Source organism: Palleronia salina, from assembly GCF_900141995.1.
GTDB lineage: Bacteria > Pseudomonadota > Alphaproteobacteria > Rhodobacterales > Rhodobacteraceae > Palleronia > Palleronia salina.
Window position 1 is genome coordinate 423,998 of the sequence record NZ_FQZA01000001.1, and the last position, 16,318, is coordinate 440,315.

Here is a 16,318-nt window from a genome sequence, read left to right on the forward strand (position 1 = left end):
CTTCAGACGACCATGTCGTCGCGGTGGATAAGCGCCGCGCGGCCGGGATAGCCCAGCAGGTCGGCGATCTTCTCGGACCGGGCGCCCGCAATCGTGCGCGCCTCGTCCGCGTTGTAACGTGTCAGGCCATAGCCCAGGTGGGCGCCCTTGCTGTCGACGATGGTGACGCTGTCGCCCCGCTCGAACGTGCCGGTGACGCGGATAACCCCCGCCGGCAGCAGCGAGTTGCCGGATCTTAGCGCCTTGACCGCGCCGTCGTCGATGGTGATCTCGCCCACCGACTTCATGGCCGAGATCCAGGCCTTGTAGGCCGCCTGCGGCGTGGTTTTCGAGCGGAACCAGGTGCACCGGCCGCCATCGGCCAGCTTGCGCAACGCGTGCGACTGGTCGCCTTGCGCGATGGCCATGGCGCAGCCCGCGCCCATGGCCGTGCGCGCGGCGATCAGCTTGGTGCGCATCCCGCCCTTCGACAGGTGCGACGCGGCCTCGCCCGCCATGGCGGCGATCTCGGGGGTGATTTCCTCGACCAGCGGCAGGTGCTCGGCGTTCGGGTCCTTCTGTGGGTTGGCCGTGTAAAGCCCGTCCACGTCCGACAGCAGCACCAGCTGGTCGGCGCCCACGGTCACGGCGATCTGCGCGGCCAGGCGGTCGTTGTCGCCGAAGCGGATCCCGTCGGTGGCGATGGTGTCGTTCTCGTTGACGATGGGCATGACGCCCATCTTCAGAAGCGTGCCCATGGTCGCCTGCGCGTTGAGGTACCGGCGGCGGTTCGCGGTGTCCTCCAGCGTCAGCAGCACCTGCGCGGTGGTCACGCCATGGGGCGACAACGCCTCCTGGTAGGCGCGGGCCAGCCGGATCTGGCCCACCGCCGCGGCGGCCTGCGCCTGCTCCAGCGGCAAGGGCCCGTTGCCCAGCCCCAGCACACCGCGCCCCAGCGCGACCGACCCGGACGAGACCAGCAGCACCTCGGTGCCGTTGGCCTTCAGTTCGGCCACGTCCTCGGCCAGGCCCAGAAGCCATGGCAGCCGCAGCGTTCCATCCCCGCGATCGACCAGAAGGGCCGAGCCGATCTTGATCACCAGTCGCTCTGCGTCCCGGAGTGAGGGGGTCAGGGTTGCCATGTGTCGTCCTTGTCGTTTGCGTCGGACCGGCGCAGCTTGTCGTCCGAAATCTCGGCGCGCACGGCGCGCAACACCTCGGTCAGACCCTCGCCGGAGACGCCCGACATAAGCCAAAGCGGACCGTCCGCAACCGCTTCGAGAGATTTCTTCGCGGCAGCGCGCTCTTCTTCGTCCAGCGCGTCGATCTTATTCAGCGCGGTGATACGCGGTTTCTCGGCCAGGACGCCGCCATAGGCCTCGAGCTCGTCGATGATCGTGCGGTAATCCGCGGCCGGATCCTCGGCGGTGGCGTCGACCAGGTGCAAAAGGACCGAGCAGCGCTCGACATGGCCCAGGAAGCGGTCACCGATGCCCCGCCCCTCGTGCGCGCCGGCGATCAGGCCGGGGATGTCGGCCATCACGAACTCGGCACCGTCCACGCCCACGACGCCCAGGTTGGGGTGCAGCGTGGTGAAGGGGTAATCGGCGATCTTCGGCCGGGCGTTGCTGGTCGCGGCGAGGAAAGTCGACTTGCCCGCGTTGGGCAGCCCGAGAAGGCCTGCATCCGCGATCAGCTTCAGCCGCAGCCACACCGTGCGCTCGACCCCCGGCTGGCCGGGATTGGCGCGGCGCGGCGCCTGGTTGGTGGAGGACTTGAAATGCAGGTTGCCCCAGCCGCCATTGCCGCCGCGCGCCAGCACGAGCCGCTGGCCCACCTCGGTCAGGTCGGCGATGACGGTCTCCTCGTCCTCGTCCAGGATCTCGGTGCCCACCGGCACGCGCAGCACGATGTCGTCGCCATCGGCGCCGGTGCGCTGCTTGCCCATGCCCTGCTGGCCGTTCTTGGCGAAGAAATGCTGCTGGTAGCGGAAGTCGATCAGGGTGTTCAGCCCGTCGACCACCTCGACCACCACGTCACCGCCCCGGCCGCCATCGCCGCCGTCGGGGCCGCCGAATTCGATGTACTTCTCGCGCCGGAACGAGATCGCACCGCCCCCGCCGCTGCCCGAGCGGATATGCACCTTGGCCAGATCGAGAAATTTCATGGGGAGACCTTCAGGGTTGCTCGCTCGAGGCGATAGAGGATGACGGGCGCAGGCTCAAGCCGCGCGGAGGAGCGGCCCAGGCCCTGCCCTGTTTGCTGGAACCCCAGCTTGCGCATCACCGCGCCCGAGGCCGGGTTGTCGGCGAAGTGGTCCGCCACCAGGGTCTTGAGCCCGAAGCGGTCCATCACGTCGGGCAGGAACGCGCCCGCCGCTTCGGTGCACAGCCCCCGCCCCCAGTAGTCGGGGTCGATGAACCACGCTGTCGTGCCCTCGCCCGCGGTGTCGTTGGGCGCGACCATGATCGTGCCGATCAGCCGCCCCAGCCGCGTGCAGATGGCCGCGCGAAAGCCCGGCCGCCCGCGATATTTCCACGCCTGCACCCAGCGGTGCGCCGCGGCCTCGGGCCAGGGCGACGTGGCGCCCAAGATCATCGGCGCAACGCGCGCGTCGCCGCCGATCCGGGCCAACGCGGGCACGTCACCGTCCCGCAGCTCGCGCAGGCGCAGGCGCAGGGTCCGCAGGCGATACCGGCGCGACGCCGCCCAGTCCGTCCGCGACATCACCAGCTCGCGGGCCGGCATCATCTGCGACAGCGGCGTCGACCAGATCTCGCGCGGGCCGTCGTCACGGAACCCCATGCGCAGCAGCGCCGCGCGGGACCGGTCGTTGCCCTGCATGTGGCTGGCGCGCAGCGCGTGCGCGCCGCTGCCCGCGAACCAGGCGTCGATCACCGCGTCCCCCGCCTCGGTCGCGTATCCCCGTCCCCAGGCCCGGCGGTCCAGCCAATAGCCCAAATCCGGGTCCACCCCGATCAGGCCGCACAGCCCGTCGGCGTCGTCGATGGCCCAGACCGGCGCGCTGCCCGCGCGCGTTTCGGCGATGAACCGCTCGGCATCCGCGCGGTCGTAAGGATAGGGTGGCGCGGCCAGCCAGCGCACCACGTCGTAATTGCCCATCGAGGCGGCGATGGCGGGCGCATCTTCCGGCGTGGGCGGGCGCAAGGTCAGCCGCGCGGTGCGAAGGCTGCGCGCGACCCCCGCCACCGCGTCAGACCATCCGGCGGGAATAGGTCCAGGTCGGAACCATCGCGCCCCGCGCGACCGAGTAGGTCTCGGCGTCGCCCAGCCACTCGAACCCGGCATTGGTCAGCACCCGCGCCGAGGCCGGGTTGTCCTGGAACACCTCGGCGAACAGGGCCGTGGCCTGGTGCGGGTTGCCCTCGAGGATCGCGGCGATGGCCTCGGACGCGATATGGGCGCCCCAGGCCGGCGGGGCGACCCAGTAGAACAGGTTCGACTGCGCCCGGTCCAACCGCTTCAGCCGCACGACGCCCGAGACATGGGACTGGCCCATGGGGCTCGCGTCGATGATCCAGACATCCTCGGTCCGGTCCGGGTGCTGCGCCTGGCGCACCAACGCCTCGGTCGCGCCGGGGGGCAGCGGGTGCGGTATGGTCTGGGTGGCCCGCGCGACACGCAGATCGGCGCGGTGCAGCTCCAGCAGGCCGGTATCGCCGATCTCGACCGGGCGCAGGATCAGCCGCTCGGTGCGGTAGGTAGGCTGGTCGATCATCGCGTCGCGCGCCTTGCATTGCGGGGCGGACAGGCCGCCCGGGTCCGGCACGGCCCGGGTGATGACGTTGGCTTTGCGGTCCATGGCATCGGGCTCCTCCCAAAGCGCCGCCCGGAAAAACGAAAAGGACCGGCCGAACCGGCCGGTCCCTTGTTCGATCGGGCGCGGTGCCGGTTTACTCGGCCGCTTCGGCCTCGGGCAGGACCGAAATGAAGGTGCGACCCTTCAGGCCCTTGTGGAAGGTCACGCGGCCATCGACGGTCGCGAAGATCGTGTGATCGCGGCCCAGGCCCACGCCTTCGCCCGGCCACCACTTGGTGCCGCGCTGACGCACGATGATGTTGCCGGCGACGGCTTCCTGGCCGCCGAACAGCTTCACGCCAAGGCGGCGTCCGGCAGAGTCGCGACCGTTGCGGCTGGAACCGCCTGCTTTCTTGTGTGCCATCTGTCGTTACTCCTTACTGGTTCTTCGCTTCGGCGACCCAATCGGCCAGCTTGGCGCCGGCACCGATCTGGTCGGCCACGTAGCCGATTTCGGCCTCGGACCACGCGGTCATCTGGTCGAAGTGATAGACGCCGGCGGCGTTCATCTTCTTCTCCATGGCCGGGCCCACGCCGTTCAGCGTCTTCAGGTCATCCGCCTTGCCGTCCCGCGGTTCGGTCAGCAGGTTGCCCGGCTTCGCGGTGGCGTCGGTGTCACCCGCGTCGGTCTTGGCGGCAACCTTCTCGGCCGCCTGGCCGGTGGCCGCGCGCTTCTTCATCTCGGACTGGCCGGTGCGGTTCTGGACGTAGTCGCCCTTGTCCGCCGCGACGCCGGTGAAGCCCGCGATGCCCGCGCCGATGGCTTCCTTCACGCCGGTCTTGTCGGCGCCCGATTCAAGGATGTCGCCGATGCGCAGCAGGGTCAGCTGCTGGCGGTGGCCCTTCGTGCGCTTGCTGCCGTGCTTACGGCGGCGCTTGACGAAGTGGATGACCTTGTCGCCCTTGATCTGTTCGATGACCTCGGCCTGGACGCCCGCACCTTCCACCAGGGGGGTGCCGACCGTGCCGCCGACCATCAGGATGTCGTTGAACTGGACTTTTTCGCCAGCATTCGCCGCAAGCTTTTCCACGCGCAGGACGTCGCCCGACTGGACCTTGTATTGCTTGCCGCCGGTTTTCAGAACCGCGAACATGTCGTCTTCCTTTGTCTTCCGCGTCCTGTGGCCCCGCGCCTGCGGTGTTTTCGGGGGCAGCCCCGCCTCGGACAGCGCGCCCCGCGATCGGAGCGTCATAAATATGTAAAACCCGACACCGACTCGCGCCGGGATCAGGTCGGCGGTGTATCCAAGGGATCGGCCCGTGTGTCAAGCGCCGCGGCGCTCAAATATCCTGCGCCTGCATGAATTGCGCGGCCGCGCGGCCCAGGTCGGTCGAGATGTCGACGAAGACCCGGTCGAACGCCCCGAACAGCGCCGAATTCAGCGCCTGGCCGGTGTCGGTTTCCGAAAGCGAGATGTAGGCGTCGAGATCCGCGTCGCTCAGCGGCTCGTAGGCCAGCGTGAGAAAGCCATAGAGCCACTGCTCGGTATCGCCGCGGATCTCGGGCTCCTGCGCCCAGACATCCGCGATCATCTGCGACTCGCCCATGGCCTCGGGGAAGGCATCGCCGTCATCCAGCCCGCGGTAGAAGGCGAAGTTCGAATTCAGCGCCCCCGCCACGTTCATCTCCAGCAGATCGTTCGCCTCGATCAGCGTCTCGATCATGGCGATGCGCGGTGCCTCTTCGGCGCGCATCCGCGCCGCGCGTTCCTCGGCCGCGTCCTCGACCGTCTCGTCCCGCAGCGCCTGGCGTGCCGCGACTTCCAGGTCGGTGATCGTGCGCCCCAGGTCCGAGGTGAAGAACGTGACCAGCCGCGCGGTATCGGCATCCGAAAGGCCCCGCTCCAGCCCCGAGACCAGCTGGCTCTCCATCCGCTCGGTGTCGTAAATCCCTTCGACCACGCGGCGCCACGCGGCACCGCCCTGGCCGGGAAACATCTCGTCTTCCAGGTCGGCGCCGTATTCCACGCCTTCGTCCTGCATCACCGCGATGATGTCGCCCAGGCGCATGGCGTCGAACAGGGCCTGTGCCCCTTCCTCGTCCTGCGCGAGCGCCGGGATCGGGGCGGCACATAGTGTCATCAGCGGCAGCGCGAGGCGGAGAGTCATGGCAAGGTCCAGTCGAGGAAGAGGAACGGCGGGGCTCTCAAGAAGATATGCGCCCCGCCCCGCCCCGCAAGGTCAAACCGATTTCGCAACGCCCCGCGAAAACCGCTTGCACCCCGTGCGCTGCCGTCCTAAACGCCGCGCAGACCCCCGCGGAGAGGTGCCGGAGTGGTCGAACGGGGCGGTCTCGAAAACCGTTGACCCTTCACGGGGTCCCAGGGTTCGAATCCCTGTCTCTCCGCCATTTACACGCTGATAATGTCGCTTTTCGTGGCTACGAGCCGAAAAGCTGCCAAGTCTCCGGACGAAGCGCGGTCACCGCAGCGATAGCGCTCGGCACGGTGCGAACTAGTCCGATGAGAGGCCCAAGCGCGGTGGCCTTTTCGAAGATCGTCGGCAAGCTGCCAGTGTCCCGTCGAGGCTCATCGAGACGGCAGGAACCAAGGCCCCGACCGCCGCGACAAGCACGCCAAGCCCTTGCAGACCGCGTTCCTCACGTGACCCGCAGCCAGGTCGTCATGCCCGACGCCGCGTGGCTCAGCATGTGGCAATGGAACAGCCAGTCGCCGGGATTGTCGGCCGTGAACGCGATCTCGCGCGTTTCCTGCCCGCCCACCAGGAGGGTATCGCGCAACGGCCCCAGCGCGCCGTCGGCGGTGACTTCGCGGAAATGCATGCCGTGCAGGTGCATCGCGTGCGGGAACACCGTCTCGTTCACGATCTCCAGGCGCACCGGCTCGCCCAGGCCCAGCTCGGCCAGCGGGGTATCGGTCATGGCGGCCATGTCGTTGAGCGCCCAGAACCGGCCCTCGGCGATCAGCTCGCGAAAGCCCATGCGCGTGCCGTTCAGAACGGCCGATTGCATCCGGCCCATGGCACCGCCCGCCATGACGAGGCGCAGCGGGGTCGCGGCGGACAGGTCGGGCAAGCCGGTATTCGGGTTGGGCGGCAGGGGCGCGGGCGTGCCGCGCCGGGTCTGCGCCGCCGTGCCGGCGACGTCGAACGCCGCCAGGAAGTAGTCACCGTCCTCCTCCACCTGGGCCAGGCCCGCCTGCCCGCCCGCATCCGCAACGACATCGACGATCAGGTCGGCCCGTTGCGCGGGCCCCAGGACCAGCACGTCCCCGATCGGCTCGGGCGCGTCCAGCGGCATGCCGTCCAGCGCCACGACCCAGCCCGCCAGCCCCGGAAGGGTCAGCGGGAAGATCCGCGCGTTCGAGGCGTTGATCAGCCGCAGGCGAAGCCGCTCGTGCCGGCGCGCGGGCAGCGTCAGGTCCGAGCGGCCATTGACGGTGATATAGTTCCCGATCCGTCCGCCGTGGCTCATCATCATCGGGTGGTCGAAACTGTCGTCGATCTGCCCGGTTTCCGGGTTCAGCAGCCAGTCGCCCAACACCATGACCTCTTCGCGGTCCACGTCGGGCGGGGTGGCTTCCTCGACGATCAACGCGCCGTGCAGGCCCCGGGCGACCTGCTCCCACGACCGGTTATGCGCGTGATACCAGTAGGTGCCCGCATCGGGCGCCTCGAAATCGTAGTCGAAGCGCATACCCGGCGCGACCGGCTCCTGCGTCAGGCCCGAGACACCGTCCATGCCGTTGGCGATGCGGATGCCGTGCCAGTGGATCGAGCTGCCCTGCGGCAGGTCGTTGACGAAACGGCGGGCGACCCGTTCCCCCTGCCGCACCCGGATCTCGGGGCCGGGCGCGGTCGGGCCATAGCCCCAGATCTCGGTCATCGGATAGTCGTCGGGCAACAGCCGGAACGGGGTCACCCGCGCCCGGAGTTCCTCGATCCCCGCATCGGTCGCGGCCGCAAGCCCGCCGCCCGGCAAGGCCGATCCAAGTCCCGCGGCCGTGGCCATGCGCAGGACATCGCGTCTGCCAAACATCATCTTGTCGCTCCATCTGCTACGCGGGGCGCCTCGTGTGCGTGCATCCCGCGGTCTGATCATTCGGGTTGGCCGGTGGCGCTGGCGGCGACCGGGCCGCGTTGGGCCAGGCGCTCGCGCCCGCCGTCCTCGCCTTCCAGCAGGTAGGTCGCCATGGCGTCGCGGTCGGCGTCGGACAGGAACCGCGTCCCCTCGCGCACGACCTCGGCCATGCTGCCGCCGAAGGCGTCGCCCGACGGCGTGAGGCCGGATTTCAGCGCGTAGGACAGCGACGACACCGTCCAGCCGCCCTCGGCCAGCGCGCCGGGCCGGATCGACGGCGCCTTGCCCTCGCCGGGAAGCGCGGGATTGCCCGCGAAGACCGCCCCCAGGTCACGCCCCCCCGCCAGGTTGCGCGGGGTGTGGCAGGCCCCGCAATGGGCGGCGCCGCGCACCAGTTCGCGCCCGCGGTTCCACGCCTCGCTGCGCCCCGGCACCGGGTCGGTCTTCGGGTCGTAGAAGAAGGCCGCGCGCCACAGCTTCAGCCCCCAGCGCTGATCGAAGGGGAAGCCGACATCGTGGTCGGGCGCCGACTCGGCCACCGGAGCGACGGTCTGGAACGCGGCCCACAGGTCGGCCATCTGCTGGTCCGAGAACTCGGCGTAGAACGGATAGGGGAAGGACGGGTAATAGGGGTCGCCATCCGGGGCCACGCCCTGCCGGACGGCCTTGGCAAAGGATTCGGCCGTCCAGTCGCCGATCCCGTGATCGGGCTCGGTGGTCAGGTTCGGCGGATAGAAGGTGCCGAAATCGGTTTGCAGGGGCGCCCCGCCCGCAAGGGGGGCACCGCCTTCGTCGAAATTCGAATGGCATACGATGCACCCGCTCGCGCGCGCGAGGTAGGCGCCCCGCTGGGCGTTGCCCTGAAGCCCGATGGGTCCGGGCGCGCTGCCCACGGGCCAGGCGATCACGGCGCTCAGCGCGGCGGCAGCGAATGCCGCCGCGCCCGCCGTCCACAAGACGATCCTGCGCATGCTCAGCCGTCTTCCGCCCGGAACCGCGAATGGCAGGCCGAGCAGACCTCGGTGGTCATGGTGAAGGCCGCGTCGGTCGGCATTTCGGCGATGTGCTCGGCGGTCATCATCCCGGATCCGCCCTCGCCCATCATCGCGCTGCCGCCCATCATGCCCGACGCGTCGCCCATCATGGACCCGCCGCCCATCATCGACCCAGCGTCGCCGCCCATCATCGCGCCGGTATCCATCTGGCCGCCCTGCCCCATGCCGTTTCCGGCGGCGCCTTCCAGCCCCTCGGCATAGACGGCCAGCCGGTCGGCAAGCTCCGCGAACGCGTCCCAGTCCTCCCAGACGGCGTCCTTCGCCTCGGACGGCATCCCGCCCGAGCCTTCGGGGAACAGCTCGGTCATGGCGTCGCCCGCGTGTTCCTGGAACGTGCGGGCGGCCGCGCGCATGGCGTCGGCGTCGTAGTCCATCTCGCCGCGCATCATCGGCGCGACGGATTTCACGGCGTCGCCCATGGCCTTCATCGCGTCCATACGCTCTTTCACGATGCCGGTCGCGCCGCTATGGGCCAGCGCGGCCACGGCAGTTCCGGTCATGGCAATCGCTGCCAGGGTGGTGGTGATCTTCATTGTCTCTCGTCTCCGCAAGGTCTGATTTCGGTGTGGTCCAAGATCAGGCCCGGAGGCGCGGTGGCGGAAGGTCCAGCCCGGGCGATATGCCGTCATAGGCGTGGCAGGTGGAAAGGTAATCGGCGGCGGTCACCGCTTCCGGCGGATGCACATCGACCCGCAGGCTGACGACCACGGGGCTGAAGCAGTCGAAGCCCGGGTGGCAATGGTCGATGCGGTCGTCGTGGGTATGGTCGCCCGCATGGGCGTCGGCCGAGGGCGCGACGTGGGCCACGACGGTTCGGTCGTCACCATGCCCGATCCCGGCCTTTGCCTCGGCCGCGAACAGCAGCAAGGCGCCAAGAACGAACGCGTTCAACAGGACTACCGCATACCGCGCTATCATCACTCGATCCCGTTGGCCCGTTGCAGTTCCCGAACGTAAGCTGTCACCATCTTGACGTCACCCTGCGTGACCCCGTCAACGGGCGGCATGTTGCCGAAGCGCCAGTGATGCGCCCGCACCCCATTCCGGGCCGCGATCACGAAGGCCATGTCGGAATGGTGGCCGGGCTCGTAGATCTGGTGGACCAGCGGCGGGGCGACACCGTTCTGTCCCGCAGCGTTCTGGCCGTGGCACGCGGCGCACTTGGCCTCGAAGATGGATTTCCCCAGCGCGGCGTTGCCCGACAGCGCCTCGGGCAGGCGCACCTCGACGATCGGCGCGCCCTCGGCCAGGGCGGCCGTATCAGGCGGGGCCATCGAATGGCCCGCCCCCTGCGGCCCGGCGGCGAACATCTGCCAGCCGACGGCACCGATCCCGGCGATCAGCACGCCCGCCACCACAATGGTCAACTTGTCCATGCGTCGTCCTTCGTCTCATCGCGGGATCATCGGCGGATGCCGCAACGGGCACCCGCTACCCCACATCATTTGTCATCCCTCCGCAGGCCCATTTGACCGTTGCGGCATCATATCATATTCCAAAATAGGGATGTCAAACCGGCGTCGCGGGCATGAGCGCCGAAAGTCTGCGGGAACGGCTCGGCGAATTCGACGTGAACGACGACGGCGCGCTGAGCCTGGATGAATTCGCGCAATGGCACGCCACGATGATGCGCGAGCGCATGGTCGACCGGTTCCAGCATCTCGACGCAGACGCCGACGGCTCGGTGACCCCGGACGAGGTGGACAGCTTCGCCGGGCGCGCGGGCTGGATGCTGGGAGGCATGCGGGGCGGCAGCCCGATCGGAGGCACGCCCGATCAGAACTGATCCGGCGACGGCGCGTTGCAGGGTGGACCGGCCCGCGCGGCCGGGCCAGATCGAAACAGGGGGACATCCCAGATGCGCCAGCATTCTCATCCCGGCTCAGACACGCCGACATCCCCTCGGGCGCACGGAAAGACCGATCGTGGCCCGCTGGATCGGGCGGAAAGGGCCCGGGCATGACCCTCGCCGCGCTGCTCATCGGAACCTGCCTTGTCGCGGCCATGGGGCATGTGCACCACCACGCGCTGACCACGCTGGGGCGGCTGGCGCCGAACCCGCAAGCCGGCTCGTCGCGCGCGGTGCACGTCACCTTCCTTGGCCTTCTGCTGCTTCACCTGGCCGAGATCCTGGTCTTCGCGCTGGTGAACCGGTGGCTCCTGCGCTGGGAGGCCCTGGGGGGCACCACGTCCGGTCCGCTCGACTGGGCCGACGTGATCTACCTGACCGGCGTGAACTTCACCACGCTGGGGCTTGCCCGCATCAACCTGACGGGCGACATCCGGATCGTCACCATGCTTCAGTCGCTCGGGGGTCTCATGCTGCTGACATGGTCGGCCACCTACCTGTTCAGCGTCTGCCGCCAAAGCTGGCGCGAGGCCGAGCAGGAATGACGCAGGCCGCCGCAGGGCTGACGGCGCGCCGCTTCGCCGCGGGCGTGGGCGCCCTGCTGCTCGCCGGGCTGCTGCTGGCATGGCTGATGGATTGGCTGCCCACCGGCATCGACAGGACCACCATCACCCGCTGGGTGGACGCGGCCGGGCCCTGGGGGCCGGTCGCGGTGATCGGCCTGATGACGGCCGCGGTGGTGGCCAGCCCGATCCCCAGCGCGCCGATCGCCCTGGCGGCGGGCGCTGCCTACGGCCATTACGCGGGCGCGGTCTATGTCGCCATCGGCGCCGAGATCGGGGCCATCACGGCCTTCCTGATCGCCCGGTTCGTGGGGCGCCGGACGGTCGAGCGCATCCTGGGCGACAAGGCCGATTACGGTCTGCTGGGCTCGCAGAACGCGCTGACGCTGACGGTCTTCGCCAGCCGCCTGCTGCCCTTCGTGTCCTTCGACGCCATGAGCTACGCGGCCGGGCTCAGCCGCCTGCATTTCTGGCGGTTCGCGCTGGCCACGCTGGCCGGTATCCTGCCGGCAAGCTTCGTGCTGGCGCATTTCGGAAGCGTCGCCATGGACGGGGATGCCGGGGCGGCCGAATGGCTCGCCATCGGGCTCGGCCTGCTGACCGCCCTGCCGCTGGTCGTCCTCGCCCTGCGCCGCAGGACGGATCGGCGGGAAGGGGTCGGGCCGGAAGATCCCGAATGAGCGCGGCCCATCGCCGGAAGAAAAGGCAGGCCGGGCACCGGCGGCATCACGCGCAAGTGACGGCGCCTTTCGCCCGCCCTCACGAAAACATCTCGCCAGATGCCCGGAACGCGGCAATCCGGCGGCCGATATGACCTTGGTTCGCGCCTTCCTGACCCGATTGACCTTTGTCCTGGCCTTGCTGGTCCTGGGCATCGAGCCCGTGCTGGCGCGGGCAAGCGCGGTTGACTGCATGGCGCCAACCGTGGCCGTCGATACCCTGGCGGACGCGGCGCATACGGCCCATCACGCGGGGATGCACGGCGCCGACACCGCGCTGCCGGACGCCGACACGCAGCAGACCGTCTCGGGCATGTGCTGCATCGGGACCTGCGGGTTCGCCACTGAGATCCTGCCGTCCATCGACACCGCCGCGTCGCGGCTGACCGTGGCCAAGCATGATCCCATGGTCGCCGCAGGCGCGAACCTTACCGACCCGATCGGTCTGAGAAGGCCTCCGAAGGGCTGAGTGCGTCCAGCCGGCCCCCCGGCGCGAACGTTACTCAGACCCAGAGGCAATTCATGACTTTCCGACTCGCGGCCACCGTGCCGCTTCTTCTGGCCGGCTGCGCGCCGCTGCCGGACCTTCCGCAAAGCGCGGCCTTCATCGCACCGGCCGACACGCGCGCCACGGGAACCGCCCAGACCGAACCGGTCCTGTCCTACCAGCCACGGCGGGTCGAGGCGCCCGGCGACTGGCGGCGGCTGAACGACCGCCAGGCCCCGGGGGGCGGATCACGAGGCTGCTTTCCGCCACCGCGCTCGCCCTGCCCGCCCTGCTCGCCGCCTGCGCGGACACCGCGCTGGTCGGCGCCGGCTCGGACCCGCGGCCGGGCTTTGCGCTTCTGAGTTCGAAATCGCGCGAGGCGACGGGCGCCAGCCCCACCTGGACGCAGAACAGCGCCGAGCTGGCCGCGAACGAGGCACGGGCCAAGGCGCTGGTCGCGGGCAAGACCATCGGGCCCGATACCGCCGTGCAGGTCGCGCTGATGAACAACCGCGGCTTGCAGGCGGCCTTCGCCGATCTCGGCTTCGCCGCCGCCGATGTCTGGGAAACCGGGCTTGGCCCCAACCCGGCGCTCGGCCTCGGGATCAGCGGGATCGGCGAGGTCGGCATCGCCGACACCTTCGAGGCCGTCAACGTCGGCTCGCTCCTGGATCTCGCCACGCGCAAGCAACGCGGCGCGCTGGCGATGATCGATTTCCAGATCGCCAAGCTCGAGGTCCTGGCGGCGACGCTTGCGCTCGCGTGGGAGACGCGGCTGGCCTGGATCGACGCGGTCGCGGCCTTCGAGGCCGCCGCCCTCGTCGGGCGCGCGCAGGGCACGGCCGACGCCGCGTCGGAACTGGCGGCCGAGCTGGGCCGCACCGGCGCCCTGAGCGTATCGGACCAGGCGCGCGAATACGCCTTCACCGCCGCGCTGGGCGCGGAACGCGCCGGGGCGCGGCTCGAGGCGCGGCTGGCCAAGGAAAAGCTGGCGCGGCTCATGGGGCTCAGCGGTCCCGAAGTCACCTTCTACGTGCCCGACCGGCTGCCCGCCCCGCCCGGCCGCCGTCCGGGCCGCGCCAACGTGGAACGCATGGCGCTGGAGCACCGCGTGGACATCGCGGCCGGTCGCCTCGCGCTGGACCGCGTGGCCCGGGAATACCGGCTCGACGGACAGACGCGCATGATCTCGGACATCGCGCTGGCCGCGAGACCGAGACCACCCCGGTGCTCGAGATCGGGTTCGAGATCCCGCTTTATGACACCGCCGCGTTGAAGGGCCGGCGGGGACAGATGGCCTATCTTCACGCCGCCAACGCGCTGGCGCAGACGGCGATCCACGCGCGGGCCGAGGCGCGCGCGGCCCATGCCGCCGTGGAAGGCCGCTACGACATCGCGCGGCACTGGCGCGACCAGGTGCTGCCGCTGCGCCGCACCATCGATGAGGAGGCGCTCAAAAGCTACAACGGCATGCTCACCTCGACCTTCGAGCTCATCGCGGACGCGCGCGAAGCCCTCGAGGCCGAGCTGGGCGCGGCCGAAGCCAAGGCGGATTACTGGCGCGCCGAGGTTGCCGTTTCGGCGGCGATCTGGGGCGGCGCCGCGGAAGGAGACACCGAATGATCAACCGCAGACAGATGCTCACCGCCGGGGCCGGCGCCGTCCTGGCCTCGGCCGCCACCGCCCAGACCCGGTTCCGCGACCTGCCGGAACTGGCCGTGGTGAACGACGCGGCGACGCAGGTGCCGCCGCGCCCGGGACAGGGCCCCGACTACAACCCCGTGGTCAGGCTGAACGGCTGGTCGCTGCCCTGGCGGGTGAACGGCAACGTGAAGGAATTCCACCTCGTGGCCGAGCCGGTGGAACGGGTCATGGCCAGCGGCATGATCGCGCGGCTGTGGGGCTATAACGGCCAGTCCACCGGCCCGACGATCGAAGCGGTCGAGGGCGAAAGGGTGCGCATCTACGTCACCAACCGCCTGCCCGAACACACGTCGGTGCACTGGCACGGGCTGATCCTGCCATCGGGCATGGACGGGGTGGGCGGGCTGTCTCACCCCGCCATCCCGCCGGGCAAGACCTTCGTCTACGAGTTCGACCTGACGAAATCCGGCACCTTCATGTATCACCCCCACGCCGACGAGATGGTGCAGATGGCCATGGGGATGATGGGCCTGTTCATCGTGCATCCGCGCGACCCGGACTTCATGCCGGTCGACCGTGACTTCGCCTTCCTGCTGGCGGCCTACGACATCGACCCGGGCACCTACATCCCGCGCGTGGCCGAGATGACGAACTTCAACATGTGGACCTGGAACAGCCGGATCTTTCCGGACATCGACCCGCTGGTGGTGGCCAGGGGCGACCAGGTGCGCGTGCGCTGCGGCAACCTGACGATGACCAACCACCCGATCCACATGCACGGCTACGATTTCGAGGTCACCTGCACCGATGGCGGCTGGGTGCCGGAAACGGCGCGCTGGCCCGAGGTCAGCATCGACATTCCCGTGGGCGCCATGCGTGCCTACGAATTCGACGCCGTGCACGAGGGCGACTGGGCGATCCACTGCCACAGGTCGCACCACACGATGAACGCCATGGGCCACGACCTGCCGACCTTCATCGGGGCCGACAAGTCGCGGCTGACGCGGATGATCCGCCGCCAGACCCCAGGCTACATGCCCATGGGCACGGCGGGCAGGGCCGACATGGCCGAGATGTCGATGGAGATCCCCGACAACACGATCCCGATGATGACCGGCTGGGGCCCGCACGGCCCGCTCGAGATGGGCGGCATGTTCTCGGTCGTGAAGGTGCGCGACGGCATTGCGCCCGGCGACGACACCGATCCCGGCTGGTATCAGAACCCGCCCGGCACCGAAGCCTGGAAATGGACCGGCGGACTGCCGGACCACGCCCGCCAGAGCTCCCCCGAAACCATCGTCACGCCGCCGGCCCATGGCGGGGACGGCGGACATGGCAACGGATGAGAAGATCCTCTTTGACACGAAGGACACCTGAATAAACGGACCTTTCCTTGCCCTGGCGCTGGTCGCCTCGGCATTGCCCACCGGCCTGATGGCCGCGGGCACCCATGCCGGCGGACATGGCCACGCGGCCATGGCCATCGGCAGCCCCGCCGAGAGCGAGCCCACGCGCACCATCGAGATCCGAATGGCCGAGACCGAGGACGGCCGGATGATTTTCGAGCCCGCAGTGCTGGACGTCTCGGAAGGCGAAACCGTGCGGCTGGCGATCACGAATACCGGCGCGCTTCCCCACGAATTCGTCATGGATACCCTGCCCAACGTCGAAGAGCACAAGGCCCTGATGGAGCGCTTCCCCGAGATGGAGCACGACGACCCCAACGCCGTGCATCTCGAACCGGGTGAAAGCGGCGAGATCCTGTGGACCTTCGCCGAGGCGGGCACCTTCCAGTTCGCCTGCCTCATCCCGGGCCACTACGAGGCCGGCATGCACGGCCCCCTCATCGTCAACTGAACCAAGGACATCTCGCATGAAACACTTCGTCTTCGCCGCCGCGCTGGCCCTGGCCGCCGCCCCCGCCCTCGCCGACGGGCATTTCGCCGACGGCACGATCACCAAGATCGACCCGCAGTGGAACAAGCTGACCATCGACCACGGCCCGCTGGCCAATCTCGACATGCCCGCCATGAGGATGGTCTTCGAGGTCTCGGAGAGCGTCGCCATCGACGACCTTGCGGAAGGTGACCGGATTTCCTTCGCGGCAGACCGGGTGAACGGCAAGCTCACCGTGGTCGAGATGGCCAGGTAACCCGCCCGACC

22 protein-coding genes and 1 tRNA gene are annotated in these 16,318 nt (G+C 69.4%); 11 read left to right on the plus strand and 12 right to left on the minus strand.

Annotated elements, in window-relative coordinates:
* Positions 1-2: 2 nt before the first annotated feature.
* From proB to BUB76_RS02100, 7 genes are all read right to left on the minus strand, one after another.
* A complete protein-coding gene (gene proB, locus BUB76_RS02070; RefSeq protein ID WP_073126137.1) occupies positions 3-1,121 on the minus strand; it encodes a glutamate 5-kinase in 1,119 nt (372 codons plus the stop codon).
* Positions 1,109-2,146, minus strand: coding sequence for a GTPase ObgE (gene obgE / locus BUB76_RS02075; protein WP_073126139.1), 1,038 nt, complete (start codon positions 2,144-2,146; stop codon positions 1,109-1,111). Before obgE ends, proB begins: the two co-directional genes overlap by 13 nt.
* The gene (locus tag BUB76_RS02080) at positions 2,143-3,189 is read right to left on the minus strand and encodes a GNAT family N-acetyltransferase (protein WP_073126140.1); all 1,047 of its coding nucleotides are present in this window, start codon (positions 3,187-3,189) and stop codon (positions 2,143-2,145) included. Before BUB76_RS02080 ends, obgE begins: the two co-directional genes overlap by 4 nt.
* Positions 3,190-3,193: 4 nt before the next feature.
* Complete coding sequence (locus BUB76_RS02085; protein WP_084140497.1) at positions 3,194-3,802, minus strand: GNAT family N-acetyltransferase; 609 nt, start codon at positions 3,800-3,802, stop codon at positions 3,194-3,196.
* A gap of 91 nt (positions 3,803-3,893) precedes the next feature.
* On the minus strand, positions 3,894-4,163 hold the full coding sequence (rpmA, locus tag BUB76_RS02090) for a 50S ribosomal protein L27 (RefSeq protein WP_073126142.1): 270 nt from the start codon (positions 4,161-4,163) through the stop codon (positions 3,894-3,896).
* 13 nt (positions 4,164-4,176) lie between these two features.
* A complete protein-coding gene (locus BUB76_RS02095) occupies positions 4,177-4,893 on the minus strand; it encodes a 50S ribosomal protein L21 (RefSeq protein ID WP_073126144.1) in 717 nt (238 codons plus the stop codon).
* Between the two features lie 187 nt (positions 4,894-5,080).
* On the minus strand, positions 5,081-5,908 hold the full coding sequence (locus BUB76_RS02100) for a DUF2059 domain-containing protein (RefSeq protein WP_236737836.1): 828 nt from the start codon (positions 5,906-5,908) through the stop codon (positions 5,081-5,083).
* A 151-nt stretch (positions 5,909-6,059) separates the two neighbouring features.
* On the opposite strand from BUB76_RS02100, the gene BUB76_RS02105 reads away from it, so the two are divergent.
* A tRNA-Ser gene (locus tag BUB76_RS02105) sits at positions 6,060-6,149 on the plus strand.
* 249 nt (positions 6,150-6,398) lie between these two features.
* Here BUB76_RS02105 and BUB76_RS02110 read toward each other — a convergent pair.
* Genes BUB76_RS02110 through BUB76_RS02130 form a run of 5 tightly spaced genes read right to left on the minus strand, consistent with a single transcriptional unit; the run spans position 6,399 to position 10,269 of the window.
* Complete coding sequence (locus BUB76_RS02110) at positions 6,399-7,799, minus strand: multicopper oxidase family protein (protein WP_073126148.1); 1,401 nt, start codon at positions 7,797-7,799, stop codon at positions 6,399-6,401.
* A gap of 56 nt (positions 7,800-7,855) precedes the next feature.
* A complete protein-coding gene (locus BUB76_RS02115; RefSeq protein WP_073126149.1) occupies positions 7,856-8,809 on the minus strand; it encodes a c-type cytochrome in 954 nt (317 codons plus the stop codon).
* A gap of 2 nt (positions 8,810-8,811) precedes the next feature.
* The gene (locus BUB76_RS02120) at positions 8,812-9,426 is read right to left on the minus strand and encodes a c-type cytochrome (protein WP_073126151.1); all 615 of its coding nucleotides are present in this window, start codon (positions 9,424-9,426) and stop codon (positions 8,812-8,814) included.
* A 43-nt stretch (positions 9,427-9,469) separates the two neighbouring features.
* A complete protein-coding gene (locus BUB76_RS02125; protein ID WP_139250750.1) occupies positions 9,470-9,784 on the minus strand; it encodes a hypothetical protein in 315 nt (104 codons plus the stop codon).
* A 26-nt stretch (positions 9,785-9,810) separates the two neighbouring features.
* Positions 9,811-10,269 carry a c-type cytochrome gene (locus BUB76_RS02130; RefSeq protein ID WP_073126154.1) on the minus strand — a complete coding sequence of 153 codons (459 nt, stop codon included), beginning with the start codon at positions 10,267-10,269 and terminating at the stop codon, positions 9,811-9,813.
* A 152-nt stretch (positions 10,270-10,421) separates the two neighbouring features.
* Here BUB76_RS02130 and BUB76_RS02135 point away from each other — a divergent pair, with 152 nt between their 5' ends.
* From BUB76_RS02135 to BUB76_RS02170, 10 genes are all read left to right on the plus strand, one after another.
* Positions 10,422-10,679 (plus strand): EF-hand domain-containing protein, encoded by a 258-nt coding sequence (locus BUB76_RS02135; RefSeq protein ID WP_073126156.1) that lies wholly within the window; start codon positions 10,422-10,424, stop codon positions 10,677-10,679.
* A gap of 173 nt (positions 10,680-10,852) precedes the next feature.
* Positions 10,853-11,287 (plus strand): ion channel, encoded by a 435-nt coding sequence (locus BUB76_RS02140; RefSeq protein WP_073126158.1) that lies wholly within the window; start codon positions 10,853-10,855, stop codon positions 11,285-11,287.
* Positions 11,284-11,985, plus strand: a complete 702-nt coding sequence (locus BUB76_RS02145) for a TVP38/TMEM64 family protein (protein WP_073126160.1) — start codon at positions 11,284-11,286, stop codon at positions 11,983-11,985. Before BUB76_RS02140 ends, BUB76_RS02145 begins: the two co-directional genes overlap by 4 nt.
* Positions 11,986-12,115: 130 nt before the next feature.
* On the plus strand, positions 12,116-12,493 hold the full coding sequence (locus BUB76_RS02150; protein WP_073126162.1) for a hypothetical protein: 378 nt from the start codon (positions 12,116-12,118) through the stop codon (positions 12,491-12,493).
* 53 nt (positions 12,494-12,546) lie between these two features.
* Positions 12,547-12,873, plus strand: a complete 327-nt coding sequence (locus tag BUB76_RS17545; protein WP_139250751.1) for a hypothetical protein — start codon at positions 12,547-12,549, stop codon at positions 12,871-12,873.
* Positions 12,874-13,013: 140 nt separating this feature from the next.
* Positions 13,014-13,787 carry a TolC family protein gene (locus tag BUB76_RS17550; protein ID WP_139250752.1) on the plus strand — a complete coding sequence of 258 codons (774 nt, stop codon included), beginning with the start codon at positions 13,014-13,016 and terminating at the stop codon, positions 13,785-13,787.
* A 17-nt stretch (positions 13,788-13,804) separates the two neighbouring features.
* Complete coding sequence (locus BUB76_RS17555) at positions 13,805-14,134, plus strand: hypothetical protein (protein WP_139250753.1); 330 nt, start codon at positions 13,805-13,807, stop codon at positions 14,132-14,134.
* Complete coding sequence (locus BUB76_RS02160; RefSeq protein ID WP_073126163.1) at positions 14,131-15,501, plus strand: multicopper oxidase family protein; 1,371 nt, start codon at positions 14,131-14,133, stop codon at positions 15,499-15,501. Before BUB76_RS17555 ends, BUB76_RS02160 begins: the two co-directional genes overlap by 4 nt.
* A gap of 88 nt (positions 15,502-15,589) precedes the next feature.
* Entirely contained in the window at positions 15,590-16,012 is a 423-nt protein-coding gene (locus BUB76_RS02165) for a cupredoxin domain-containing protein (protein ID WP_084140507.1), read from the plus strand.
* A gap of 16 nt (positions 16,013-16,028) precedes the next feature.
* Complete coding sequence (locus tag BUB76_RS02170; RefSeq protein WP_073126167.1) at positions 16,029-16,307, plus strand: copper-binding protein; 279 nt, start codon at positions 16,029-16,031, stop codon at positions 16,305-16,307.
* Positions 16,308-16,318 lie beyond the last annotated feature (11 nt).

Bases quoted from the DNA above. Each gene is read 5' to 3' on its own strand.
- proB (WP_073126137.1), bottom strand. From the start codon at position 1,121: ATGGCAACCCTGACCCCCTCACTCCGGGACGCAGAGCGACTGGTGATC.
- BUB76_RS02095 (WP_073126144.1), bottom strand. From the start codon at position 4,893: ATGTTCGCGGTTCTGAAAACCGGCGGCAAGCAATACAAGGTCCAGTCG.
- BUB76_RS02085 (WP_084140497.1), bottom strand. From the start codon at position 3,802: ATGGACCGCAAAGCCAACGTCATCACCCGGGCCGTGCCGGACCCGGGC.
- BUB76_RS02135 (WP_073126156.1), top strand. From the start codon at position 10,422: ATGAGCGCCGAAAGTCTGCGGGAACGGCTCGGCGAATTCGACGTGAAC.
- BUB76_RS02150 (WP_073126162.1), top strand. From the start codon at position 12,116: ATGACCTTGGTTCGCGCCTTCCTGACCCGATTGACCTTTGTCCTGGCC.
- BUB76_RS02145 (WP_073126160.1), top strand. From the start codon at position 11,284: ATGACGCAGGCCGCCGCAGGGCTGACGGCGCGCCGCTTCGCCGCGGGC.
- BUB76_RS02130 (WP_073126154.1), bottom strand. From the start codon at position 10,269: ATGGACAAGTTGACCATTGTGGTGGCGGGCGTGCTGATCGCCGGGATC.
- rpmA (WP_073126142.1), bottom strand. From the start codon at position 4,163: ATGGCACACAAGAAAGCAGGCGGTTCCAGCCGCAACGGTCGCGACTCT.
- BUB76_RS02170 (WP_073126167.1), top strand. From the start codon at position 16,029: ATGAAACACTTCGTCTTCGCCGCCGCGCTGGCCCTGGCCGCCGCCCCC.
- BUB76_RS17545 (WP_139250751.1), top strand. From the start codon at position 12,547: ATGACTTTCCGACTCGCGGCCACCGTGCCGCTTCTTCTGGCCGGCTGC.
- BUB76_RS02100 (WP_236737836.1), bottom strand. From the start codon at position 5,908: ATGACTCTCCGCCTCGCGCTGCCGCTGATGACACTATGTGCCGCCCCG.
- BUB76_RS02165 (WP_084140507.1), top strand. From the start codon at position 15,590: ATGGCCGCGGGCACCCATGCCGGCGGACATGGCCACGCGGCCATGGCC.
- obgE (WP_073126139.1), bottom strand. From the start codon at position 2,146: ATGAAATTTCTCGATCTGGCCAAGGTGCATATCCGCTCGGGCAGCGGC.
- BUB76_RS02115 (WP_073126149.1), bottom strand. From the start codon at position 8,809: ATGCGCAGGATCGTCTTGTGGACGGCGGGCGCGGCGGCATTCGCTGCC.
- BUB76_RS02110 (WP_073126148.1), bottom strand. From the start codon at position 7,799: ATGATGTTTGGCAGACGCGATGTCCTGCGCATGGCCACGGCCGCGGGA.
- BUB76_RS02120 (WP_073126151.1), bottom strand. From the start codon at position 9,426: ATGAAGATCACCACCACCCTGGCAGCGATTGCCATGACCGGAACTGCC.
- BUB76_RS02160 (WP_073126163.1), top strand. From the start codon at position 14,131: ATGATCAACCGCAGACAGATGCTCACCGCCGGGGCCGGCGCCGTCCTG.
- BUB76_RS02140 (WP_073126158.1), top strand. From the start codon at position 10,853: ATGACCCTCGCCGCGCTGCTCATCGGAACCTGCCTTGTCGCGGCCATG.
- BUB76_RS17555 (WP_139250753.1), top strand. From the start codon at position 13,805: ATGGCCTATCTTCACGCCGCCAACGCGCTGGCGCAGACGGCGATCCAC.
- BUB76_RS17550 (WP_139250752.1), top strand. From the start codon at position 13,014: ATGAACAACCGCGGCTTGCAGGCGGCCTTCGCCGATCTCGGCTTCGCC.